The organism is Sphingomonas sp. SUN039 (assembly GCF_024758725.1).
Taxonomy (GTDB): Bacteria; Pseudomonadota; Alphaproteobacteria; order Sphingomonadales; family Sphingomonadaceae; genus Sphingomonas_O.
The window spans coordinates 427,764-446,025 of record NZ_CP096972.1 but is presented as its reverse complement, the minus strand read 5'-3'; the positions used below and the strand labels follow the sequence as shown (position 1 = coordinate 446,025).

Annotated in this window: 16 protein-coding genes, 1 tRNA gene and 1 riboswitch; of the genes, 12 read left to right on the top strand and 5 right to left on the bottom strand. The window is 64.5% G+C overall.

The genetic code is table 11. The features are described 5' to 3' along the window. The first annotated feature begins 68 nt into the window (after positions 1–68). The 4 genes from M0209_RS02260 (at position 69) to M0209_RS02245 (ending at position 4,090) form a co-directional block, all read left to right on the top strand. Complete coding sequence (locus M0209_RS02260; RefSeq protein WP_258889543.1) at positions 69–1,697, top strand: M28 family peptidase; 1,629 nt, start codon at positions 69–71, stop codon at positions 1,695–1,697. Positions 1,698–1,840: 143 nt separating this feature from the next. After that, entirely contained in the window at positions 1,841–2,812 is a 972-nt protein-coding gene (locus M0209_RS02255) for an agmatine deiminase family protein (protein WP_258886609.1), read from the top strand. Positions 2,813–2,951: 139 nt separating this feature from the next. Then, positions 2,952–3,800, top strand: coding sequence for an N-carbamoylputrescine amidase (gene aguB, locus M0209_RS02250; protein ID WP_258886607.1), 849 nt, complete (start codon positions 2,952–2,954; stop codon positions 3,798–3,800). Continuing rightward, entirely contained in the window at positions 3,800–4,090 is a 291-nt protein-coding gene (locus M0209_RS02245) for a hypothetical protein (RefSeq protein WP_258886605.1), read from the top strand. Before aguB ends, M0209_RS02245 begins: the two co-directional genes overlap by 1 nt. Here the strand turns inward: M0209_RS02245 and M0209_RS02240 are convergent. Further along, positions 4,068–4,727 carry a uracil-DNA glycosylase gene (locus tag M0209_RS02240; protein WP_258886604.1) on the bottom strand — a complete coding sequence of 220 codons (660 nt, stop codon included), beginning with the start codon at positions 4,725–4,727 and terminating at the stop codon, positions 4,068–4,070. The genes M0209_RS02245 and M0209_RS02240 overlap by 23 nt on opposite strands. Before the next feature lie 224 nt (positions 4,728–4,951). Here M0209_RS02240 and folK point away from each other — a divergent pair, with 224 nt between their 5' ends. The 8 genes from folK (at position 4,952) to M0209_RS02200 (ending at position 11,554) form a co-directional block, all read left to right on the top strand. Beyond that, positions 4,952–5,308, top strand: coding sequence for a 2-amino-4-hydroxy-6-hydroxymethyldihydropteridine diphosphokinase (gene folK, locus M0209_RS17395; protein ID WP_408988170.1), 357 nt, complete (start codon positions 4,952–4,954; stop codon positions 5,306–5,308). Between the two features lie 20 nt (positions 5,309–5,328). Further along, positions 5,329–5,404, top strand: a tRNA-Lys gene (locus M0209_RS02230). Between the two features lie 213 nt (positions 5,405–5,617). Then, positions 5,618–5,845: riboswitch (cobalamin riboswitch) on the top strand. Positions 5,846–5,928: 83 nt separating this feature from the next. Beyond that, positions 5,929–7,857, top strand: a complete 1,929-nt coding sequence (locus M0209_RS02225; RefSeq protein WP_258886601.1) for a TonB-dependent siderophore receptor — start codon at positions 5,929–5,931, stop codon at positions 7,855–7,857. Positions 7,858–7,912: 55 nt separating this feature from the next. Then, the gene (locus M0209_RS02220) at positions 7,913–8,446 is read left to right on the top strand and encodes a hypothetical protein (RefSeq protein WP_258886600.1); all 534 of its coding nucleotides are present in this window, start codon (positions 7,913–7,915) and stop codon (positions 8,444–8,446) included. A gap of 208 nt (positions 8,447–8,654) precedes the next feature. Then, positions 8,655–8,993, top strand: coding sequence for a hypothetical protein (locus tag M0209_RS02215; protein ID WP_258886599.1), 339 nt, complete (start codon positions 8,655–8,657; stop codon positions 8,991–8,993). After that, positions 8,993–10,060, top strand: a complete 1,068-nt coding sequence (locus tag M0209_RS02210) for an alpha/beta fold hydrolase (RefSeq protein WP_258886598.1) — start codon at positions 8,993–8,995, stop codon at positions 10,058–10,060. The genes M0209_RS02215 and M0209_RS02210 overlap by 1 nt, the downstream gene beginning before the upstream one ends. Beyond that, positions 10,057–10,623, top strand: coding sequence for a GNAT family N-acetyltransferase (locus M0209_RS02205; protein ID WP_258886597.1), 567 nt, complete (start codon positions 10,057–10,059; stop codon positions 10,621–10,623). Before M0209_RS02210 ends, M0209_RS02205 begins: the two co-directional genes overlap by 4 nt. Before the next feature lie 136 nt (positions 10,624–10,759). Beyond that, a complete protein-coding gene (locus tag M0209_RS02200; RefSeq protein ID WP_258886596.1) occupies positions 10,760–11,554 on the top strand; it encodes a triacylglycerol lipase in 795 nt (264 codons plus the stop codon). Positions 11,555–11,670: 116 nt separating this feature from the next. Here the strand turns inward: M0209_RS02200 and M0209_RS02195 are convergent, their stop codons facing one another. From M0209_RS02195 to M0209_RS02180, 4 genes are all read right to left on the bottom strand, one after another. After that, the gene (locus tag M0209_RS02195; protein ID WP_258886595.1) at positions 11,671–12,003 is read right to left on the bottom strand and encodes a phasin family protein; all 333 of its coding nucleotides are present in this window, start codon (positions 12,001–12,003) and stop codon (positions 11,671–11,673) included. Beyond that, on the bottom strand, positions 12,000–13,505 hold the full coding sequence (locus M0209_RS02190) for a wax ester/triacylglycerol synthase family O-acyltransferase (RefSeq protein WP_258886594.1): 1,506 nt from the start codon (positions 13,503–13,505) through the stop codon (positions 12,000–12,002). The genes M0209_RS02195 and M0209_RS02190 overlap by 4 nt, the downstream gene beginning before the upstream one ends. A gap of 108 nt (positions 13,506–13,613) precedes the next feature. Next, on the bottom strand, positions 13,614–15,014 hold the full coding sequence (locus M0209_RS02185) for an amino acid permease (RefSeq protein WP_258886593.1): 1,401 nt from the start codon (positions 15,012–15,014) through the stop codon (positions 13,614–13,616). A gap of 11 nt (positions 15,015–15,025) precedes the next feature. Then, on the bottom strand, positions 15,026–18,199 hold the full coding sequence (locus M0209_RS02180; RefSeq protein WP_258886592.1) for a cytochrome P450: 3,174 nt from the start codon (positions 18,197–18,199) through the stop codon (positions 15,026–15,028). Between the last annotated feature and the right edge of the window lie 63 nt (positions 18,200–18,262).

Below are 18,262 nucleotides of genomic sequence, written 5' to 3'. Positions count from 1 at the left end.
GATGCGCCAAGCCTTTGTCACAAGGGGGCAATCAACCGATTTCAGGAGGTTCGCCCTTGCCCCGTTTCATGCTCGTATCGCTGGCGCTGCTCGCGTCGACGTCCGCCCTTGCCGCCCCGTCAGGCAAGGCCCCGACCGTCCCGGTCCAGACACTGAAGGACGTCACGCGCATCCTGTCGTCGGACGCCTATGCCGGTCGCGCACCTACGTCGCCGGAGGAAGCCAAGACGATCGCCTATATCGTCGCCCGCATGAAGGCGGCGGGGCTGAAACCCGGCAACAAGGGGTCGTGGACGCAGGACGTGCCGATGGCCGAGGTCTCGGCGAACCCCACCCCGCTGACCTTCACGGTCGATGGCAAGCCGCCGCTGGCGCTCGCCTACAAGACCGACATGGTGATCGGCACGTCGCGGCTGGTGCCGAACGTCGACATCAAGAACAGCGAGGTCGTCTTCGTCGGCTACGGCATTACCGCGCCCGAACTCGGCTGGAACGATTATGCGGGCCTCGACGTCAAAGGAAAGACCGTCGTCATCCTGATCAACGATCCCGACTGGGAGACCAAGACATTGGACGGCCCCTTCGGCGGGCGCGCGATGACCTATTACGGGCGCTGGACGTACAAATATGAGGAAGCCGCGCGGCAGGGTGCGGCGGCGGCGATCATCGTCCACGATACCGAACCGGCCGCTTATGGCTTCGGCGTGGTCGTCTCGTCCTGGGCCAAGCCGCGCCTCGGCCTCGACGCGAAGGACAATCATATGTCCGACAGCGCGGCGATCGGCTGGATGACGCTCGACGGCGCGCGGCGGGTGTTCGCCCAGGCGGGTCAGGATTTCGACCTGCTCCGCACCGCGGCCAAGGCCAAGGGCTTCGCGCCCGTCCCGCTCGGCTCGACGATGAGCATGTCGATGACCAACGGTATCAAGCGCCAGATGTCGAAGAACGTGGTCGGCATCCTGCCCGGCAAGGTGCGGCCCAACGAATACGTCCTGTATTCGGCGCATTGGGACCATCTCGGCCGCTGCCTTCCGGTCAAGGGCGACGGCATCTGCAATGGCGCGGTCGACAATGCGAGCGGGACGGCGGGCCTGATCGCCATGGCCGAAATGCAGGCCAAGGCAGGCCCCGCCGCGCGGTCGCAAATCTTCCTCGCGGTGACGGCGGAGGAAAGCGGGCTGCTGGGTTCGGACTATTACGCGAAAAACCCGGTCTATCCGCTCGGGCGCACCGTCGGCGGGGTCAATATGGACGGACTCAACGTTGTCGGCCCGGTGCGCGATGTGAAGGTCGTGGGCCCGGGCCTCTCCGAACTCGATGGCTATGTGACGCGCTGGGCAAAGGCGGGCGGGCGCACCATCTCGCTCGATACCGATCCCGAGAAAGGCTATTACTTCCGCTCGGACCACTTCAGCCTGGCCAAGCTCGGCGTGCCGATGCTTTATGCCGAGAGCGGCGAAGACCTGGTGAACGGCGGCACCGCTGCAGGGCGCGCGGCGGCGGAGGACTATACCACCAACCGCTACCACAAGCCGCAGGACGAATATCGCGCCGACTGGAACTGGGGCGGCGCGGTGCAGGATTTGACGATGTACTACGGCATCGGTCGCGAGCTGGCGGACGGCAAGGCGTGGCCGAACTGGGTGGCAACGTCGCAATATCGCGCGATCCGCGACAAGAGCCGCGCGGGGAAGTAGGCGACAAACCCCTTCCACTGTGTGGAAGGGGCGATGCGAGGCATCGGGAAAGGCCTGAACCGGTGGCGTTCGTGCCTTTCCCGGCTTCGCCGCGCTCCGCCGCCCCTTCCACTTGGTGGAAGGGGTAAGCTAAGGGCCGGTCCATGACCCACTTTCCCCCCGAATGGTCCCCGCATGAGGCGGTGTGGATCGGCTTCCCCAGCGCGCCCGACCTGTGGCTCGACGACCTCGACGGCGCGCAGGAGCAGGTTGCGGCGTTTGCGCGTGCGGTTCACGCCGATGGCAAGGGCGAACAGGTGCGGCTGGTCTGCGCGAACGAGGCCGCCGACCGCGCGGTCGTGCTGGCACCGGGCGCGCAAATCCTGCTGATGCCGTTCTTCGACATCTGGCTGCGTGATACCGGGCCGCTGGTGCTGAACCGCGACGGCGCGCGGATCGCGCTCGACTATCGCGGCAACGGATGGGGCGGCAAATACCCCTCCCCGCTCGACGATGCGCTCGGCGGGCTGCTCGCAGCGAGCGCCGCGCTCCCCCGCGAGCCGCGCCACATGATCCTCGAAGGGGGCGCGATCGATGTCGACGGCGCGGGGTTGCTGGTGACGACCGAACAATGCCTGCTCAACCCCAACCGCAACCCTTACATGACCCGCGACGACATCGAGGCCGAACTGAAACTGAGCCTTGGCATCGAGCGCGTGCTGTGGCTCGGCGAGGGGCTGAAGGGCGACCACACCGACGGCCATGTCGATAACCTCGCGCGGTTCGTTGCGCCGGGCGTGGTCGCGATCCCCGAGCCCGACGGCCCGGACGATCCCAATGCCGATATCTATGCAGACGCCTGGGCACGAGCGAAGGGCTTCGGCGTGACCGTCGTGCCGATGCCCTCCCCCGGCCGCATCGAACTCGACGGCGAAGTCGCGGCGGCGAGCTACATGAATTTCTACATCGGCAATGCGGCGGTGGTGGTGCCGGTGCACGGCGCGGCGAACGACGACGCGGCAGTGAACGCGCTCAAACCCTATTTCCCCGACCGTGTTGTCGTCGGGCTGCCCACCGACCATATCCTGACCGGCGGGGGGAGTTTCCATTGTATTTCGCAGCAGGTGCCGGTGTGAAGGAAAGCGCAGGGACCGCAACGCCGACTTCCCTGAGCTTGTCGAAGGGCTTTTCTTCTTTCCGCAGTGCCGAAGAAGAAGGAAGAGGCTTCGACAAGCTCAGCCAAGTCGGCGTTGAGAGCGGCGACGCGAGGACAAAATGACCAAGATCACTGTCGCTGCGATCCAGTGCGCCCTCCCCGGCCCGCTCGCCGCTAACCTCGCCACCGTCGAGGCGCATGTCCGCGAGGCCGCGCAGCATGGCGCGAAGATCATCCTGCCGCCCGAACTGTTCGAGGGGCCGTATTTCTGCAAGGTGCAGGAGCTCGATCCGTTCGCGACCGCCGCGGCGACCGCCGAGCACCCGAGCGTGGTCGCGATGCAGGCGCTCGCCAAGGAGCTGCAGGTCTATATCCCGACCAGCTTCTTCGAGCGCGACGGGCAGCATTATTACAACAGCCTCGCGATGATCGACGATGCGGGCGACGTCATGGGCGTCTACCGTAAGAGCCACATCCCCGACGGACCGGGCTATAGCGAGAAATTCTATTTCCGCCCCGGCAACACCGGGTTCAAGGTGTGGGACACGCGCTACGGGCGCATCGGCATCGGCATCTGCTGGGACCAATGGTATCCCGAAACCGCGCGCGCGCTGATGCTGATGGGCGCGGACATATTGATGTTCCCGACCGCCATCGGCGACGAGCCCGAAGCGGAGGAGCTCGACACCTCGCGGCTATGGCGGCGCGCGATGGTCGGCCATGCGGTGTCGAACGTCGTGCCGGTGGTGGCAAGCAACCGCATCGGACGCGAGGGGGACCAGACCTTCTACGGCCACAGCTTCATCGCCAACGAACGCGGCGATCTGGTCGCGGAGTACGGCGCGGCGGAGAGCGGCGTGCTGGTCGCGGAATTCGATTTGGCCGAAGCCGCGAAAAACCGCGCGGCGTTCGGGTTCTTCAGGGACCGGCGGCCCGACCTTTACGGGCGGCTGGTGGAGGATGTTTGATGAAACGGGCGATGCTCTCAGCCTTAATGTTGGCTGGATGCACGCACGCGCCTGTCGTGGTCGAGTTAAATGATTGGCGAATTGTCGCCGATAATTCGTGCGAACTCAGGCTTGGAGATGGCTATGTTACATCGGCCAAATTCGCTTCAGAATTGGTGCTGAAGCAGCCGAGTGTAAAAAATGTCGAGCTTCGCACTGCGCGAGATATGCCGTATCGCTGCATAAGCGAGTTCATCTACGTCTCGCAGCGTTCCGGCATCAAAAAAATCAGATTTGTGCCCCAAAAGTAACAGCCCGCTCAAACACCGCCTCGAACATTTCGCGCGTCAGGCGGCCCGTATTCTGGTTGTACCGCGAGCAGTGATAGCTGTCGATCAGCACGCGACCGTCGGGCATGCGGTGTTCGGCCAGATGCGCGAACCGCGCCTTGGGCAGCCGCCCACCCATCGCCTTCACCGCCGACTGGTGCGCGATCTGGCCGAGTGCCACGACGACGCGGACATTGGGCAGCGCCGCCAGTTGGGTTTCGAGGAAGGGGCGGCAAGTGCGGATTTCCTCGGGCGTCGGCTTGTTTTCGGGCGGCAGGCATTTGACCGCGTTGACGATCATCGCGCCGTTCAGCGCCAGCCCGTCGTCGACCTTCGCCGCATACAGCACCTCCGCCAGCCCGAATTTGGCGAGCGTTTCATAAAGCAGCGGCCCCGACGCATCGCCGGTGAACGGCCGCCCGGTGCGGTTCGCGCCGTGCTTGCCGGGGGCGAGGCCGACGATGGCAAGCCATGCGTTCGGGTCGCCAAACGCCTGCACCGGCGCGTTCCACCATCTCGGGAATTCAGCCTGACACGCGTGGCGATAGGCCACGAGGCGCGGGCACAGCGGACAATCGCGCGGCGGTTCGGTTTCGGGGATGGGGCTTACGGGGAACATGCCACTCGCCTAAGCACAGGCGCGTGGGCGCGCAAACTTATCTCATCGCTCTGGGAAGCAATCGGCGCAGCCGTTTCGGATCGCAAGAGCGCTTGCTTGCGCTGCTAATGGCGGGCGATTCCCCTCTCCGCATCTCCGCGTCTCCGCGTGAAACCGACCCTTCTTTTTTCACGCGGAGACGCGGAGAAGCGGAGGAAGAAAAAAGGCTTATTGCGCTGTCGCGCGTGGTTTCGTCCTCGCCGCTCGGCCCCGGCAAGCGGCGTTACGCCAATGCCGTAGCGCTGATCGAGAGCGACCTCGCCCCGCCCGCGCTACTTGCCCTCTTCAAGTCCATCGAGCGCGCGCACGGTCGCCGTCCGGGCCGCCGCTGGGGTGACCGGGTGCTCGACCTCGACATTATCGGCTGGTCGGGCGGGATATGGGCAACGCGGACATTGAGCATTCCGCACCCCGCGTTCCGTGAACGCCGGTTCGTGCTTGCGCCGCTGGTCGAAGTAGCGCCGGACTGGCGCGACCCCGTTACAAATCTTGCGGCAAGACACCTGCTCGCGCGTCTTGACCGCCGACGCCCTCGCTCATAGGGGACGCGCTCTCGGAAATGGGGCTCGTAGCTCAGTCGGTAGAGCAACGGACTTTTAATCTGTAGGTCCCGGGTTCGAATCCCGGCGAGCCCACCATTGCGAAGGGGCCGCGCTGCAATAGCGCAGCTATTGCACACTGGCCCCGAGCGCGGACGGCGAAGCCCGCAGGGCTATCGACCGACGGCGCGGCTTTGCCGCGACGCGCCTCCCACATGACACCGTGTCCCCTCACCCCGCCGCGCTTCGCGCGTGTCGCCCTCTCCCCAGAGGGAGAGGGAAGAAGGTTGCGCTGCACTGCAACACCGGCTACCCGCCACGCCCGTGACAGGTTCCCGAGAGGGATCAAAAGGGAAGCCGGTGCAAACCCGGTGCTGTTCCCGCAACTGTGACCGGCGAGTTCTCTCCTCGCACACCACTGGGCGAGGTGGATCGTAGCCAACATTGTTGGCGGTTCGATCCACCCACGAAATGTCTGGGAAGGTAGGAGAGCGCAGCGACCCGGGAGCCAGGAGACCTGCCTGTCGCGGTCGGTCCTTTGTCCGTGCGGGAAGACGCGGGCGATCGGGGGAGCACCCTCGCGTGACGACAATCGTGTGTTGTTACGTTCGAGGAGAAGACCCGTGTCCCGTTTCAAAATTGCCGCCGCAGCGATTGCGCTGCTCCCTGCCGCCGCGTTCGCGCAAGACAATACCAGTCTCCCTGCGCGTTGCGGGCCGGGTGTCGAGCGAGAGGTCGATCTTGGTGACGGAAGCGTATTCCCGGCAGTCAGCTGCAAATCCACCGATATCACCGTCACCGCGACGCGCGTAGCTCAGCTCAGAAACGAAACGGGCCTGTCGATCACGTCGTTGAACCGCACCCAAATCGAATCCCGCCAAACCACCTCCGTCGCCGACCTTCTTTCCACCACCCCTGGCATCACCGTCAGCCGTAACGGCGGCGCAGGACAGCCAACCGCGGTCCGCATTCGCGGGGCGGAGGGCGATCAGACGCTCGTCCTGCTCGACGGTGTGCGCGTCAACGATGTGTCGGCGACCGGCGGCGGATTCGATTTCGGCAATCTGCTGGCGGGCAACATCGAGCGGATCGAAGTGCTGCGCGGGCCGAATTCGGTCCCCTGGGGTAGTCAGGCCATCGGCGGGGTCGTCAATATCGTCACTGCCCCCCCATCCGGCGGGTTCAGCGCGGCGCTGAATGCCGAATACGGGTACAGCAACGCCAAGAAGCTCGTCGGCAATGTGCGCGGCGGTTTCGGCCCCGTCCGCGCGTCGTTCGGCGGCGGGTATTTCGACGACGACGGGATTTCGGCGTTCAAGCTGGGCACCGAGCGCGATGGCTATCGCCAATACGCCGCCAACGGCCGCGTCGAGATCGACCTTGCCGACAGCGTAACGCTCGACCTGCGCGGCAATTATGCCGACAGCAAGGTCGGCTTCGACGGCTTCCCGCCGCCGTTCTTCGCCTTTGCGGACACGACCGGGTTCAGCACGACGAAGCAGGCGTTCGGCTATGCCGGGCTCAACGCGGCGCTGTTCGGCGGGGCGCTGAAGAACCGGCTGGCCTTCACGATTTCGGACACAAATCGCGCGAGCTATTCCAGCGCGACGGCGACGGCGTCCCGATTCAAGGGCCGCAGCGAGCGGTTCGAGTATCAGGGCGATGCAACCGTTTCAGGCTGGCTGCGCGCGGTATTCGGCGTCGAACACGAAAATTCGCGCTTCAGCGATGCGACGACAACCTATCGCACCGGCGTCACCAGCGGCTACGCCCAACTGATCGCCAACCCGGTCGCGGCGCTGACCCTCACCGGCGGCGTCCGCGTCGACGATCACCGCACCTATGGCACCAAAGCGACGTTCAGCGCGAACGCGGCATGGCGGATCGGCAGCGGCACGGTGCTGCGCGCGAGCTATGGCGAAGGGTTCAAGGCCCCGACGCTCTACCAGCTCTATGGCTTTTACGGCACGACGACACTCAGCCCCGAAACTGCGCAAAGCTACGATCTGGGCGTCGAACAGAGCCTGGTCGAGGGGACGCTGAAGATCGGCGCGACCTTGTTCCACCGCGACACGACAAACCAGATCGATTTCACCACCACGGCAGCGCGACCGAATGGCGTCTATGTCAACACCGCCCGCACCCGCGCGCAGGGGTTCGAGACGTTCGTCGAGCTGCGCCCGTCGCGGACGTTGGTGCTGAATGCCAATTACACCTACACCGATGCGAAGAACCGGCTGACCGACACGGTTTTGCTCCGCCGCCCGCAGCACAGCGTCAACGCCAATCTCGACTGGACCCCGCACGACTGGCTGCGGCTGGGCGCGAGCGTGCAGACCGTCAGCGACAGCCGCGACAGCGATTACCAGACGTTTTCGCCGACCAGCCTCGACGGTTACACGTTGCTGAGTCTGCGCGCGTCGGTGTCGCTGGGCGAGCGGTTCGAACTCTATGGCCGCGTCGAAAATCTGACCGATACCCGATACGAAACGGTGTCGGGATACGGAGTCAATGGCCGCAACGCGCATGTCGGGGTGCGGGTGAAACTGTAAGATTGGCGAAACCGGGCAGCGCTGCTACGTTGCCCGGTAACAGGGGACTAAAACGATGACCAAGCAAACCGCCACCGCTGCACTGCTCTGGACTGCCGTGCTCGGCGCAAGCGCAATTTTCGGGAGCTGGTTCTTCGCCTGCGTCTTCCCCTTTGCTGCCATGGCGACGATTGCCGCGATGACGCTCGACCTGCGGCGCGGCGCGGCGCTGGTGGTGGCCACTTGGTCTGCCAACCAGATCGTCGGCTTCACGCTGATGAACTATCCGCAAGACGTCCCCACGGTTGCGCTCGGCATTTCGCTCGGGATCGGCGCCCTCCTCGGCTTCGTCGCGGCCCGGACCGTGCTTGCCCGGTTGACGCAGCCTGTAGCGGCAGTCGCAGCATTGGCCGCAGCATTCGTGACGTATGAGGCCGCGATCTACGTCGGTGCGCTGGGCTTCGGCGGAACCGATACCTTCTCGCCCGCGATCATCGGCGGCGTCGCGCTGAACGATGCGATCTGGTTCGCGGCGCTGCTCGGCCTGCGTGCCCTGTTGACCCGCACGTTGCCCGCACAGTTCGGCACGCAGATCGCCGCCCGCGCCTGACCGGCGGAACCTGCACGCCGCTTCTTCGTTACCCTGCCGTAACGCCGGATCGCCCGGCCTTGCGGGAGTATTCGCCTTGAAGGGTATCTTGCTCTGGCTGATCGGTATTCCGATCCCGGTCATCATCCTGCTCTATCTGTTCGTATTCAGATAGGGGGCGACGGCGGCAGGGGTTGACCACGGCCGCTTTCGGCACGACGATTGCAGAATGACCCAGACCCCTGTCGATCCGATGGCCATGTTCCGCGACGCGGTGAACCAGTGGGAAAGGCTGGCGAACGAATACGGCAGCAAGTTTCTCGCCCGCCCGGAAGCGGCACAGGCGATGCATTCTGCGACGGCGGCGGGCCTGCAGGTCCAGAACGCGGTGCAGGATGCCATGGCGAAGGTGCTGAGCGCCGCCAACATGCCGAGCAAGGGCGAGATCGAGGCGCTGGGCGAACGGCTGACGCGGATCGAAGCGGCATTGGCGCGGATCGAGGCCGGGGGCGGCAACACGGCCCCCGCCACACCCAAGCCGACACGCGGGCGCAAGCCGGCAGCCTGATGAGCGACGCGCCCGACCTGCTCGAACAATCGCGGGTCGAATTCGAACGCGCCATGCTGCGCAACATCAAGGGGCTGGAGTATTTTGCTTCGTCCGCGCCGGTGCTGGGGGCGAGCGCCAAAGAGACGTTGATCGCGCGCGGGCCCCTGCGCTTTTATCACTACAAGCCGCTGGTGGACGACGTGTACCGCGTCCCCGTCATGCTCGTCATGGCGACGACCAACCGCGGCTATATTTTCGACATGGTGCCGGGCCAGAGCTTCGTCGAATTCCTGCTGAAACAGGGCTTCGACGTGTTCATGGTCGATTGGGAAGCCCCGCGCCCCGACGAGAAGCACTTGGGCATGGAAGACTATGTCGGCGATTTCCTGCCGCAATGCGTGGCCAAGGTTGCCGAGGTCACCGGCGAGCCCGACCTTTCGGTTGTCGGCTATTGCTTCGGCGGCGTGCTGTCGATCCTGTGGGCGAGCCTCTACGCGGGCGACAATCTCAAGAACCTCGTGACGTTCACGACTCCGGTAAATTTCGAGGGTATGCCGCTGTTCCAGGCATGGTCGGACAAGCGGTTTTTCGACGTCGACCGGCTCGTCGATACGCTCGGCAATTGTCCGGCCGAGATGCTCTATACCTCGTTCGATATGCTGCGCCCCGGCCAGCGCGTCGCGGGCAATATCCGGCTGTGGGACAACCTCTGGAACGACGAATTCGTTAAATCTTACCGCATGTTCGACCGCTGGAGCGCCGATATGCTGCCGCTGGCGGGCGAGTATTTCCGCCAGACGACCAAGCAACTGATGTGGGACAACGCGCTGATGAACCGCACGATGACCGTCGGCGGGCGCGACGTCGACCTGTCGCGGATCACCGTGCCCTTCCTGCATGTGACCGCCGAACACGACCATATTGTCCCCGCTGCCGCGTCCGAACCGCTGATCGATATGGTCGGCTCGACCGACAAGCAGGCGGTCGTCCTGAAGGGCGGGCACGTCAGCCTGGTCGCGGGCGGCAATGCCATCAAACGGCTATGGCCGCAGATCGACCGCTGGCTGGGGGAACGCAGTACATGACGACGACACTCGACTGCGGCGGCATCTGGGTCAGCATTCGTCCGTTCGCGCGCGCGGATGCGACCGGCGTGGCGGAGTTTGCTGCATCGCTGCCCGAACATGACTTGCTGTTCCTCAGCCGCGACATCAAGCATGCCCGTGTGATCGAAGCGTGGACCGACGCCGTGAACGCCGGCGAAATCGACAGTCTTGTCGCCACTGCCATGATCGACGGCGTGGACACGGTGGTGGCGACGACCGCCATCGTGCGCGATCCGCTCGGCTGGTCGCCGCATGTCGCCGAGGTACGGCTGCTGGTGTCGGCGACGATGCGCGGCAAGGGGCTCGGCCGCGCGTTGCTCGACGCCAGCATCGAGCTCGCGCGCGAGGGCGGCGCGACCAAATTGATGGCCCGCATGACCCCCGACCAGCGCGGCGCGATCACCTTGTTCGAGGAAGCCGGATTTCGTGGCGAGGCGATGTTGCGCGATCAGGTGAAGGGGCGCGACGGCGCGTTGCACGACCTCGCCATATTGTCGCTCGATGTCGGGCGCGGCGATGCACGGCGCGAAGCGCTGGTCTGACCACCATTGCTGCTTGCAAATGCTGCAAGCGATCGGTTGCACAACAAAACGCTCGACAAGCGCGCCCTTTCGGGCAGGATGCGCGTTAGGTACGCAAGCCAATAGAGCCGCGACCGTTCGCGAGAAGGATTTTTACGTGCAAGCACAGACACATGAGCCGATTGCACCGCCGTCGAAATTGCTGGCGCTGACCGAACTCGGGCGCGCGGTTTTCGAATTTGGGACGCTTCCGGTGGCGGCACCCCTCCTGCTGAGCGCGCCACGCGGTGACGGCCATCCGGTGATGGTACTGCCCGGCTTCACGACGACCGACCTGTCGACGACCGTGCTGCGGCGTTATCTGCGCCAGCTCGGTTATGACGCGCACGCCTGGGAACTGGGCCGCAACCTCGGTCCGAAGGCAATCGGCTGGGAAGGCGAGAAGCTGATTGCTCGCCTCGAAGCGATTTACGCGAAGACCGGCAAGAAAGTCAGCCTCGTTGGCTGGAGCTTGGGCGGCATACTCGCCCGTCAGCTCTCGCGCCGCCGTCCCGATCTGGTGCGGCAGGTTATCACGCTCGGCTCCCCCTTCGCTGGGGATCCGCGCGCGACCAATGTCTGGAAAGCCTATGAGTGGATGACCGGGCAACGGCTCAAGGACGAAGACACGCAGCGCCAATTGCACGAAAGCGAGTTGGCGCCACCGGTGCCCTCGACCGCGATTTTCTCGAAATACGACGGCATCGTTGCGTGGCAGAATTGCCTCGAACCCGAAACCGCGACGACCGACAATATCGAAGTTGCCGGCAGCCATTGCGGGCTGGGGGTCAATGGCACAGTGCTCTACGCAGTAGCCGACCGGTTGGCGCAGGCGGAGGGCGAGTGGAAGCCGTTCGAGCGCAAGGGGCTGAAAGCGATCCTGTACCCGTCATCGGGGCACAAGGTTCACTGAGAATATCAGGGCTGCCGTCACCCCGAACTTGTTTCAGGGTCCACCCATCCGCCAAAACAGCCGTGCATGTTGAAGGGTGGATGCTGAAACAAGTTCAGCATGACGGCATGATTGGTTTAGTCCTTACCCGGCCGCCAAGCTGCCATCGCGTCGCGTCCGAATTGCGCGATCAGGTCGCCGACTTCCTTGACCTGAGTCATCGACCGGGCACCCTGTTCCTTGACATAGTCAGTCTGGATTTTGGCGAGATCGCTCACCGATTTGACGCTCGCTGCCGAACGCATCGCGGCAAATGCGGCGCGGGTGTTTGCCTCAGCGTGGTCGATCACCTTGTTGTTAAGCGCGGCGGCATTGCCCGCAGCGTTGGTCGCCGCATCCTTGAGCGACTTGCCTGCTTTTTTGACGCTCTCTGCGGCCTTTTCGCTCATTTTCTCGCCCTTGGCCATCATGCTGTCTCCTTGATCTTGCGGGATTTCGCGGTGGACTTTGCTGCTCTCTTTGCTGCGGCCTTGGGCTTGGGCGCAGCCGCCGGTCCGGCCTTGGCCGCAGCGAGCAACTCGCCGAACGACTGGCGTAGCGCAGCCGCATAGGCATCGGGATCGGGCATCATGTCGCGGTCGCAGGTAAAGCTGATCGCGATCTCGTCGACATAGGAATAAATGGTGTTGATGAGCCCCATCGAGTCGAAGATCGGACCCAGCCCGTACATCTTGACCATTTTCGCGCCGGCAAAATACAGCGGCACCCGGCTGCCCGGCACATTAGTTGCGACGACATTGAACACCGGCGCGGTTGCATTGGCGACGCCGAGCCGCGTGTAGAGCCGTGCGCCAAGGCCCGCGAGGCCGCTCGGGATTAGCTGCGAATAATCGGTCAGCGTCCGCGCGCCGACGGCGTTGGTCAGCCCCTTCGAATTCACCGCATCGGCGTGGATATGCGCGAGCCGTTCCATCGGATCAGCGATGTGCGTGCCCAGACTCACGACCATCGCCGAAACCAGATTGCCGAGCGCCGCCTTCTCATTCTCCTGCCGCACCGAAATCGGGGCCATCGCGGTCAAATTTGCCTCGGGCAGTTCGCCCTTGCCCTCGAGATAGATACGAAGGCCGCCGCCGATAATGGCGAGGATCGCGTCGTTGACCGTCGCGCCCGGCAATGCTTCCTTGATTGCACGCACATCGTCGAGCGGGAACGGCACCCCGTCGAACACCCGGTGCGACGACACCTTGGCATTGAAGCGCGTCTTTGGCGGCACCCGCGCGCCCGCAATCGACAGATCGCCCTTGGTCAGTTCGCTCGCCAACCGCGCGATGCCGGGCACCGAGCGCGCCACCGTCTCGAGGTACTTCTGCGGCTGGCGCAGCGCGTTAAAATAGCCGCTGATGAGAAGGTCGGCGATGCCGGGCTTGCTGTCGGGCTTCCATTCTTCCTCGGGGAAACGGTTCGACTTGTCGGGCGACAGATCGTGGACCGCCGCCGACATTTCGACACCTGACATGCCGTCGATGGCGGCGTGATGGACCTTTGCGACCAGCGCAAAGCAACCCTTCGGCAGGCCCGGAATATTGTCGAGCCCCTCGACGATCACGAATTCCCACAGCGGCTTGGTCAGGTCCATCGGGCGCGAATGCAGCCGCGCAACCTGGATGCACAATTGCCGCCAGTCGCCGGGCGACGGCAGCGCAATGTGCCGGACGTGATATTCGATGTCGAAATCGGGATCCTGGATCCAATAGGGGTGGTCGATGTCGAACGGCACCCGCACCAGACGTTCGCGGAACGACTTCGCGCCGCCCAACCGGCTCTCGATGAACTGCAGGATGTCCTTGAACCGCACAAAGCCGTTCGGTGCCGTCGACGGGTCGTAGATACCGACCGATCCGATGTGCATCGGCGTCGTCGGCGTTTCCATGTAGACGAAACTGGCGTCCTGCCCGCTCAGCTGTTGCATCCGGCTCTCCCCATGCGCTCTATGGCGCGGTGTCGGATGGCATGCTGGACCGGTTTGCCGCGCGCGGCAAGAGTGCGAATGGTGCCGGATTGTCCTGTTGCGAGGCGCTCAAACAGCAACAGCGTGGCGACGTGCCCACAGGAAATACACCGCCAGTCCGACGGCGTTCCAGATCAGAAAATAGAGCTGGGTCCGGCTCGGCAGGCTGGCGAACAGATAGAGACACCCGAGCGCCCCTGCGACCGCCACCGGAACGCCCAATGGCACCGTGAACGGCCGCAGCGCGTCGGGCGCACGGCGACGCAGCACGACCAGACAGACGCAGACGGCAACAAACGCAGCCAGCGTACCCGCATTGGCGAGTGCCGCGATCTCGCCGAGCGGCAACAGCCCTGCCAGCACCGCAACGATGGCAGCAGTCATCAGCGTGATCCGCACCGGCGTGCCGCGCGCCGATACGCGCGCAAGGCTGGCGGGAAGCAGGCCGTCGCGCGCCATCACGAAGAAAATACGGCTCTGACCGTAAAAGAACGCCAGCAGCACCGTCGGCAGCGCAATCACGGCTGAGGCTGCTAGGAAGGTCGCCGCCCCGCCCTGCCCGATTTCGCGCAGGATGAGTGCCAGCGGTTCAGGGCTACCGGCGAAGCGCGTGTAAGACAGCGCGCCGACCGCCGTCACCGCGACCGCCATATAGATCGCCACGCACGCCAGCATCGATCCGACAATACCGATGGACAGGTCGCGCCCGGGATTTTTCGTCTCTTCCGCCGCCGTCGAAATTGCATCGAATCCGTAGAACGCGAAGAAGATGATCGCTGCCGCCGCCATCACCCCGCGCTCGACGCCGTCGGCGGCAAGCGCCTTGGGGAAGCCATAGGGCATGAACGGTTCGAGGTTTGCGCCGTTGAAATGCGGCAAGGCGACCGCGACGAATACGGCCAGTGCGATCAGCTTCACGACCACGAGCAGCGCATTCAGCGTCGCGCTTTCGCGCGTGCCGATGCAGAGCAGCCCTGCGACGACGGCGATAATGAACACCGCAGGCAGGTTGACGATCCCGCCCAGTTCGGGCCCCTGTGCGAGAACCATCGGAAAGCCGAAGGTCGCGTGCAGCAACGGTGCAGCATAGCCGGACCAGCCGACCGCGACAGTGGAGACAACCAGCGAATATTCGAGGATCAGGCTCCAGCCGATCACCCAGGCAATGATCTCGCCCAGCACCGCATAGCTATAGGTATAGGCGCTGCCCGATGCGGGCATCATCGTTGCCATTTCGGCATAGGCCAGCGCCGCGCACGCACAGATTCCGCCTGCAATGGCAAAGGACAGGATCACCGACGGACCGGCAAGGCCTGCACCGACGCCGATCAGCGTCAGGATACCGGTGCCCACGATCGCGCCAACGCCGAGCGCGACCAGATGCGGCCAAGACAGCGTGCGCGCGAGCCGGTGATGCTCGGGCTGATCGTCGCCGAGGACGATGATTTTCTTGCGAAACAGCGAACTCAAGACAGCTTCCCCTATTTCCCGAACCCGAACACGTCCTGATGATACACGCCGTCCTCGATCAGCCCCTCGAGCCAGGTCGAGCCTGCAAGGTGATCCCCACCGGTCTTGTCCGCATGGATGCGGATCAGCGTGTCGCGCACCGCCGGAGCCATGAATCGCCCGTCGCCGCACAGGAAAATCTGGCCGCCCTTTTGCACCACGTCCCACACCCCATCGCGCGCGGCCCAGATCGCGTCCTGGACATAGCGGTGCGGATGCCCCGGCACCTGCGAATAGGCTATGTGCAGGTCGATCACCCCGTCGGCGGCCCAGCGCTCCATTTCGTCGCGGCACAGCCAGTCGTGATCGGGATGCCGCGCGCCGAAGAACAAATGACACGGCGCAGTTGCGTTGAGCGCGGCGCGTTCCTGGATGAACCCGCGTAAGGGGGCGAAGCCGGTGCCGGGGCCGATCAGCACCAGCGGCACCGCCCCGTCCTGCGGCGGCGCGAACGGCGGGTTGGGCCGACGCAAATAGGCGAAGATGTGCTCGCCGACTCCGAGGTCGCGCATGTGGGTCGAGGCAAAACCCTGATGCGTGCCGACCCCCGACCAGGCGGGTGCCTGCACCGTGCCGACGATCAAATCGCAGGCGTCGGGGCTCTCGAGCGGTGAGGAGGCAATCGAATAGAAGCGCGGCGCGACCGCCGACGACAGTTCGACGAAACTGTCGAGGCTGAGTTCGGCAGCAGGATACTTTACCAGCAGCCCAAGGAGCGTCAGCCTTTTTTCGGCGACTTCCGCCTGCCACGCAGCATCGTCCGCCAGCTTCGCCAGCTCGGCCTTCGTATTCGGACAGCGCGTTTGTGCCACCACCACATCGAGCGCGCGGCGCGGTATCGGATCCTGGATCTCGACGAAGTCGGTGAGCAACTGCCGCACTGTCACCGTGCGTCCTATCGGCAGATGGCGGAATCTCCCGCTCGACCCCGACGGCACCACCTGCATGGCACCGGGCACGCCGAGCCGTTCGATGGCGAGATCGACATGCTCCTTCCGGTTGCGCGCATAGACCGCGATATGGTCGCCCGCCGCATAGACCTGCCCCTCGGGCAGCTTGACCGTGATAAACCGCGTCGAGCCGCGCGGCGGTTCCTGTGCAAAGTCCCACAGGCCATCGGCGGGCCGGATCAGTTCGTCGTTGCGGACGATTTCCATTTCGACTGCTTGATCGGGCAGCACGGCGGCACGCGCGTCGCGCCCGTCGACAACCTGTAACGACAGGCCAGAGGCCTTGACCGCCTCGCCCTTGCTGCCGAGCGCCGCCCACAGGTCTTTCAGGAACGCGGCGACCCCGCCGTCGAAATCGCCATCGCCATTGGCTTCGCCGCGCGGGCACAGCCGCTGCGCGCCGGTCGCCTCGAATGCGGCATCGATTTTTTTCGGGAAGGCCTGATAGTTCGGCCATTGCGAGTTGCCGATGCCGAGCACCGCAAACCGCGTTTCTGGCCATTTGGCCTCGGCGAATTGCCCTGCGTCGATGGCGGCCTCGGCGGCGAGCGCACTGTCGGGCGCGCGGCCGTTATACGTGGCAGTCACCGCCACGATCACCCGGTCCTCGGGCAACGTGTTCAGCGCCTCATCCATCGAAATGGCGCGCGCCTCGAACCCGTCGTTGCTGGCGCGCTCGACGATTTCCTCGGCAATGTCGCGGGCGGTGCCGAGCGATGTGCCATAGATCACCGACAGCCGCTGCCCGGCGCCCGCTGCCGAGCCGATGTCGCCGGTTCCGCTCTCGATCCGGACCGGTTCGGCGACGGTCAGCCGCTCGCCGGGTTTCCGCATCCGCACCCGCATCCAGAAATCGTCGGGTTTGATCGACAGCGATTCCTTGAGCGTCATGCGGTAACCGCGCCGGTCGGCGATCGCGAATTTCTGGAGGATCATCGCGATCGCGAGCTTGGCCTCGACCAGCGCGAATTGCCGCCCGATGCAGGCGCGCGCGCCGTTTCCGAACGGCTTATAGGCGTGCGGATGATGTTCGGCCTCGGCATCGGGCAGCCAGCGGTCGATATCGAACTCTTCGGGCGCGTCCCATGCGCTGGGATGGCGTTGCAGGCCCGGCGCATAGATATTGACCGGGCGGTCCTTGCGGAGCTTCCACTTGCCGCCGATCACCTGGTCTTCATGCGGCCCGACCGAAAAGGCTGGCGCGGTCGGCCACAGCCGCTGCGTCTCCTTGACGATGCGCTCGATGACTTTCAGATGCGCGAGATGCTCGTACGCAGGGCGCGTATCGCCCGGCAGCACGCGGTCGACCTCCGCATAGGCCTGGGCGAGCACCGCCGGGGCCTTGAGCAACTCCATGAACGCAAAGGTCAACAGCCCCGATGTCGTCTCGTGCCCGGCGATCAGGAACGTCAGCACCTGATAGCGGATGTTGAGGTCGTCCAGCCCCTCGCCGGTTTCGGGATCGACGGCGGTCAGCATCAGGTTGAGCAGATCTTTCGCATCGGTCGGATTGGCGCGGCGCTGCGCGATCACGTCGTCGACCAGTGTGTTCATTGTCCCAATGTCGGCGTTGAACTGCGCGGTCGATTTTTTGGCGAACTTTTGCTGGATCGGCAACCGCGTGATCACGTTCAGCGCCTCGCCCAGCGCTTCGCCCAGCGACAGCAGGAACGGGTCGAGTTCGTCGTGCTCGAAACTTTCGAAGCGGTGCCCGAACCCCGCAATGGCAATGCTGTCGAGCGTCAGCCGCGTCATATCGTCAGCGACGAGGATGTCCTCGCCTGCCAATCGCGTCCATTTGGCGACGAGCTTGTCGCAGACCTCGAGGATCAGGTCGTAATAGCCGCGCATCGACCGCTGGCTGAACGCGGGCAGCAGGATACGGTGCGCCTTGCCCCAGTTCGCTTCCTCACTGAACGCCGTGAATAGCCCGTCTCCGGCAAATTTACGAACGACGCGCAGGCCGGGTCCGGGGATTTTGCGGAAGCGCGTTTCGTCGCACAGTTCGGCGACCAGATCGGGATGCGTCACGAAAATGCCAACACGGCTGCCGAAGCGCAGCTTGAAAATGCCGGGATCGACGAAATCCTTGGATACGCCGAGCAAGTGCCCGATCAACCCGGCCTTGGGAATCTGGTGGAGGTTGCCGACCAGCGGCAGCGTCTTCGGTGCGGGTATCGTCGCAGTATCGGTCATCGGCTCTCCGGCCCCCCTCGCTCGAGGAAGAGCCTAGACTGCCAATCTCTATCCGTCATCAAC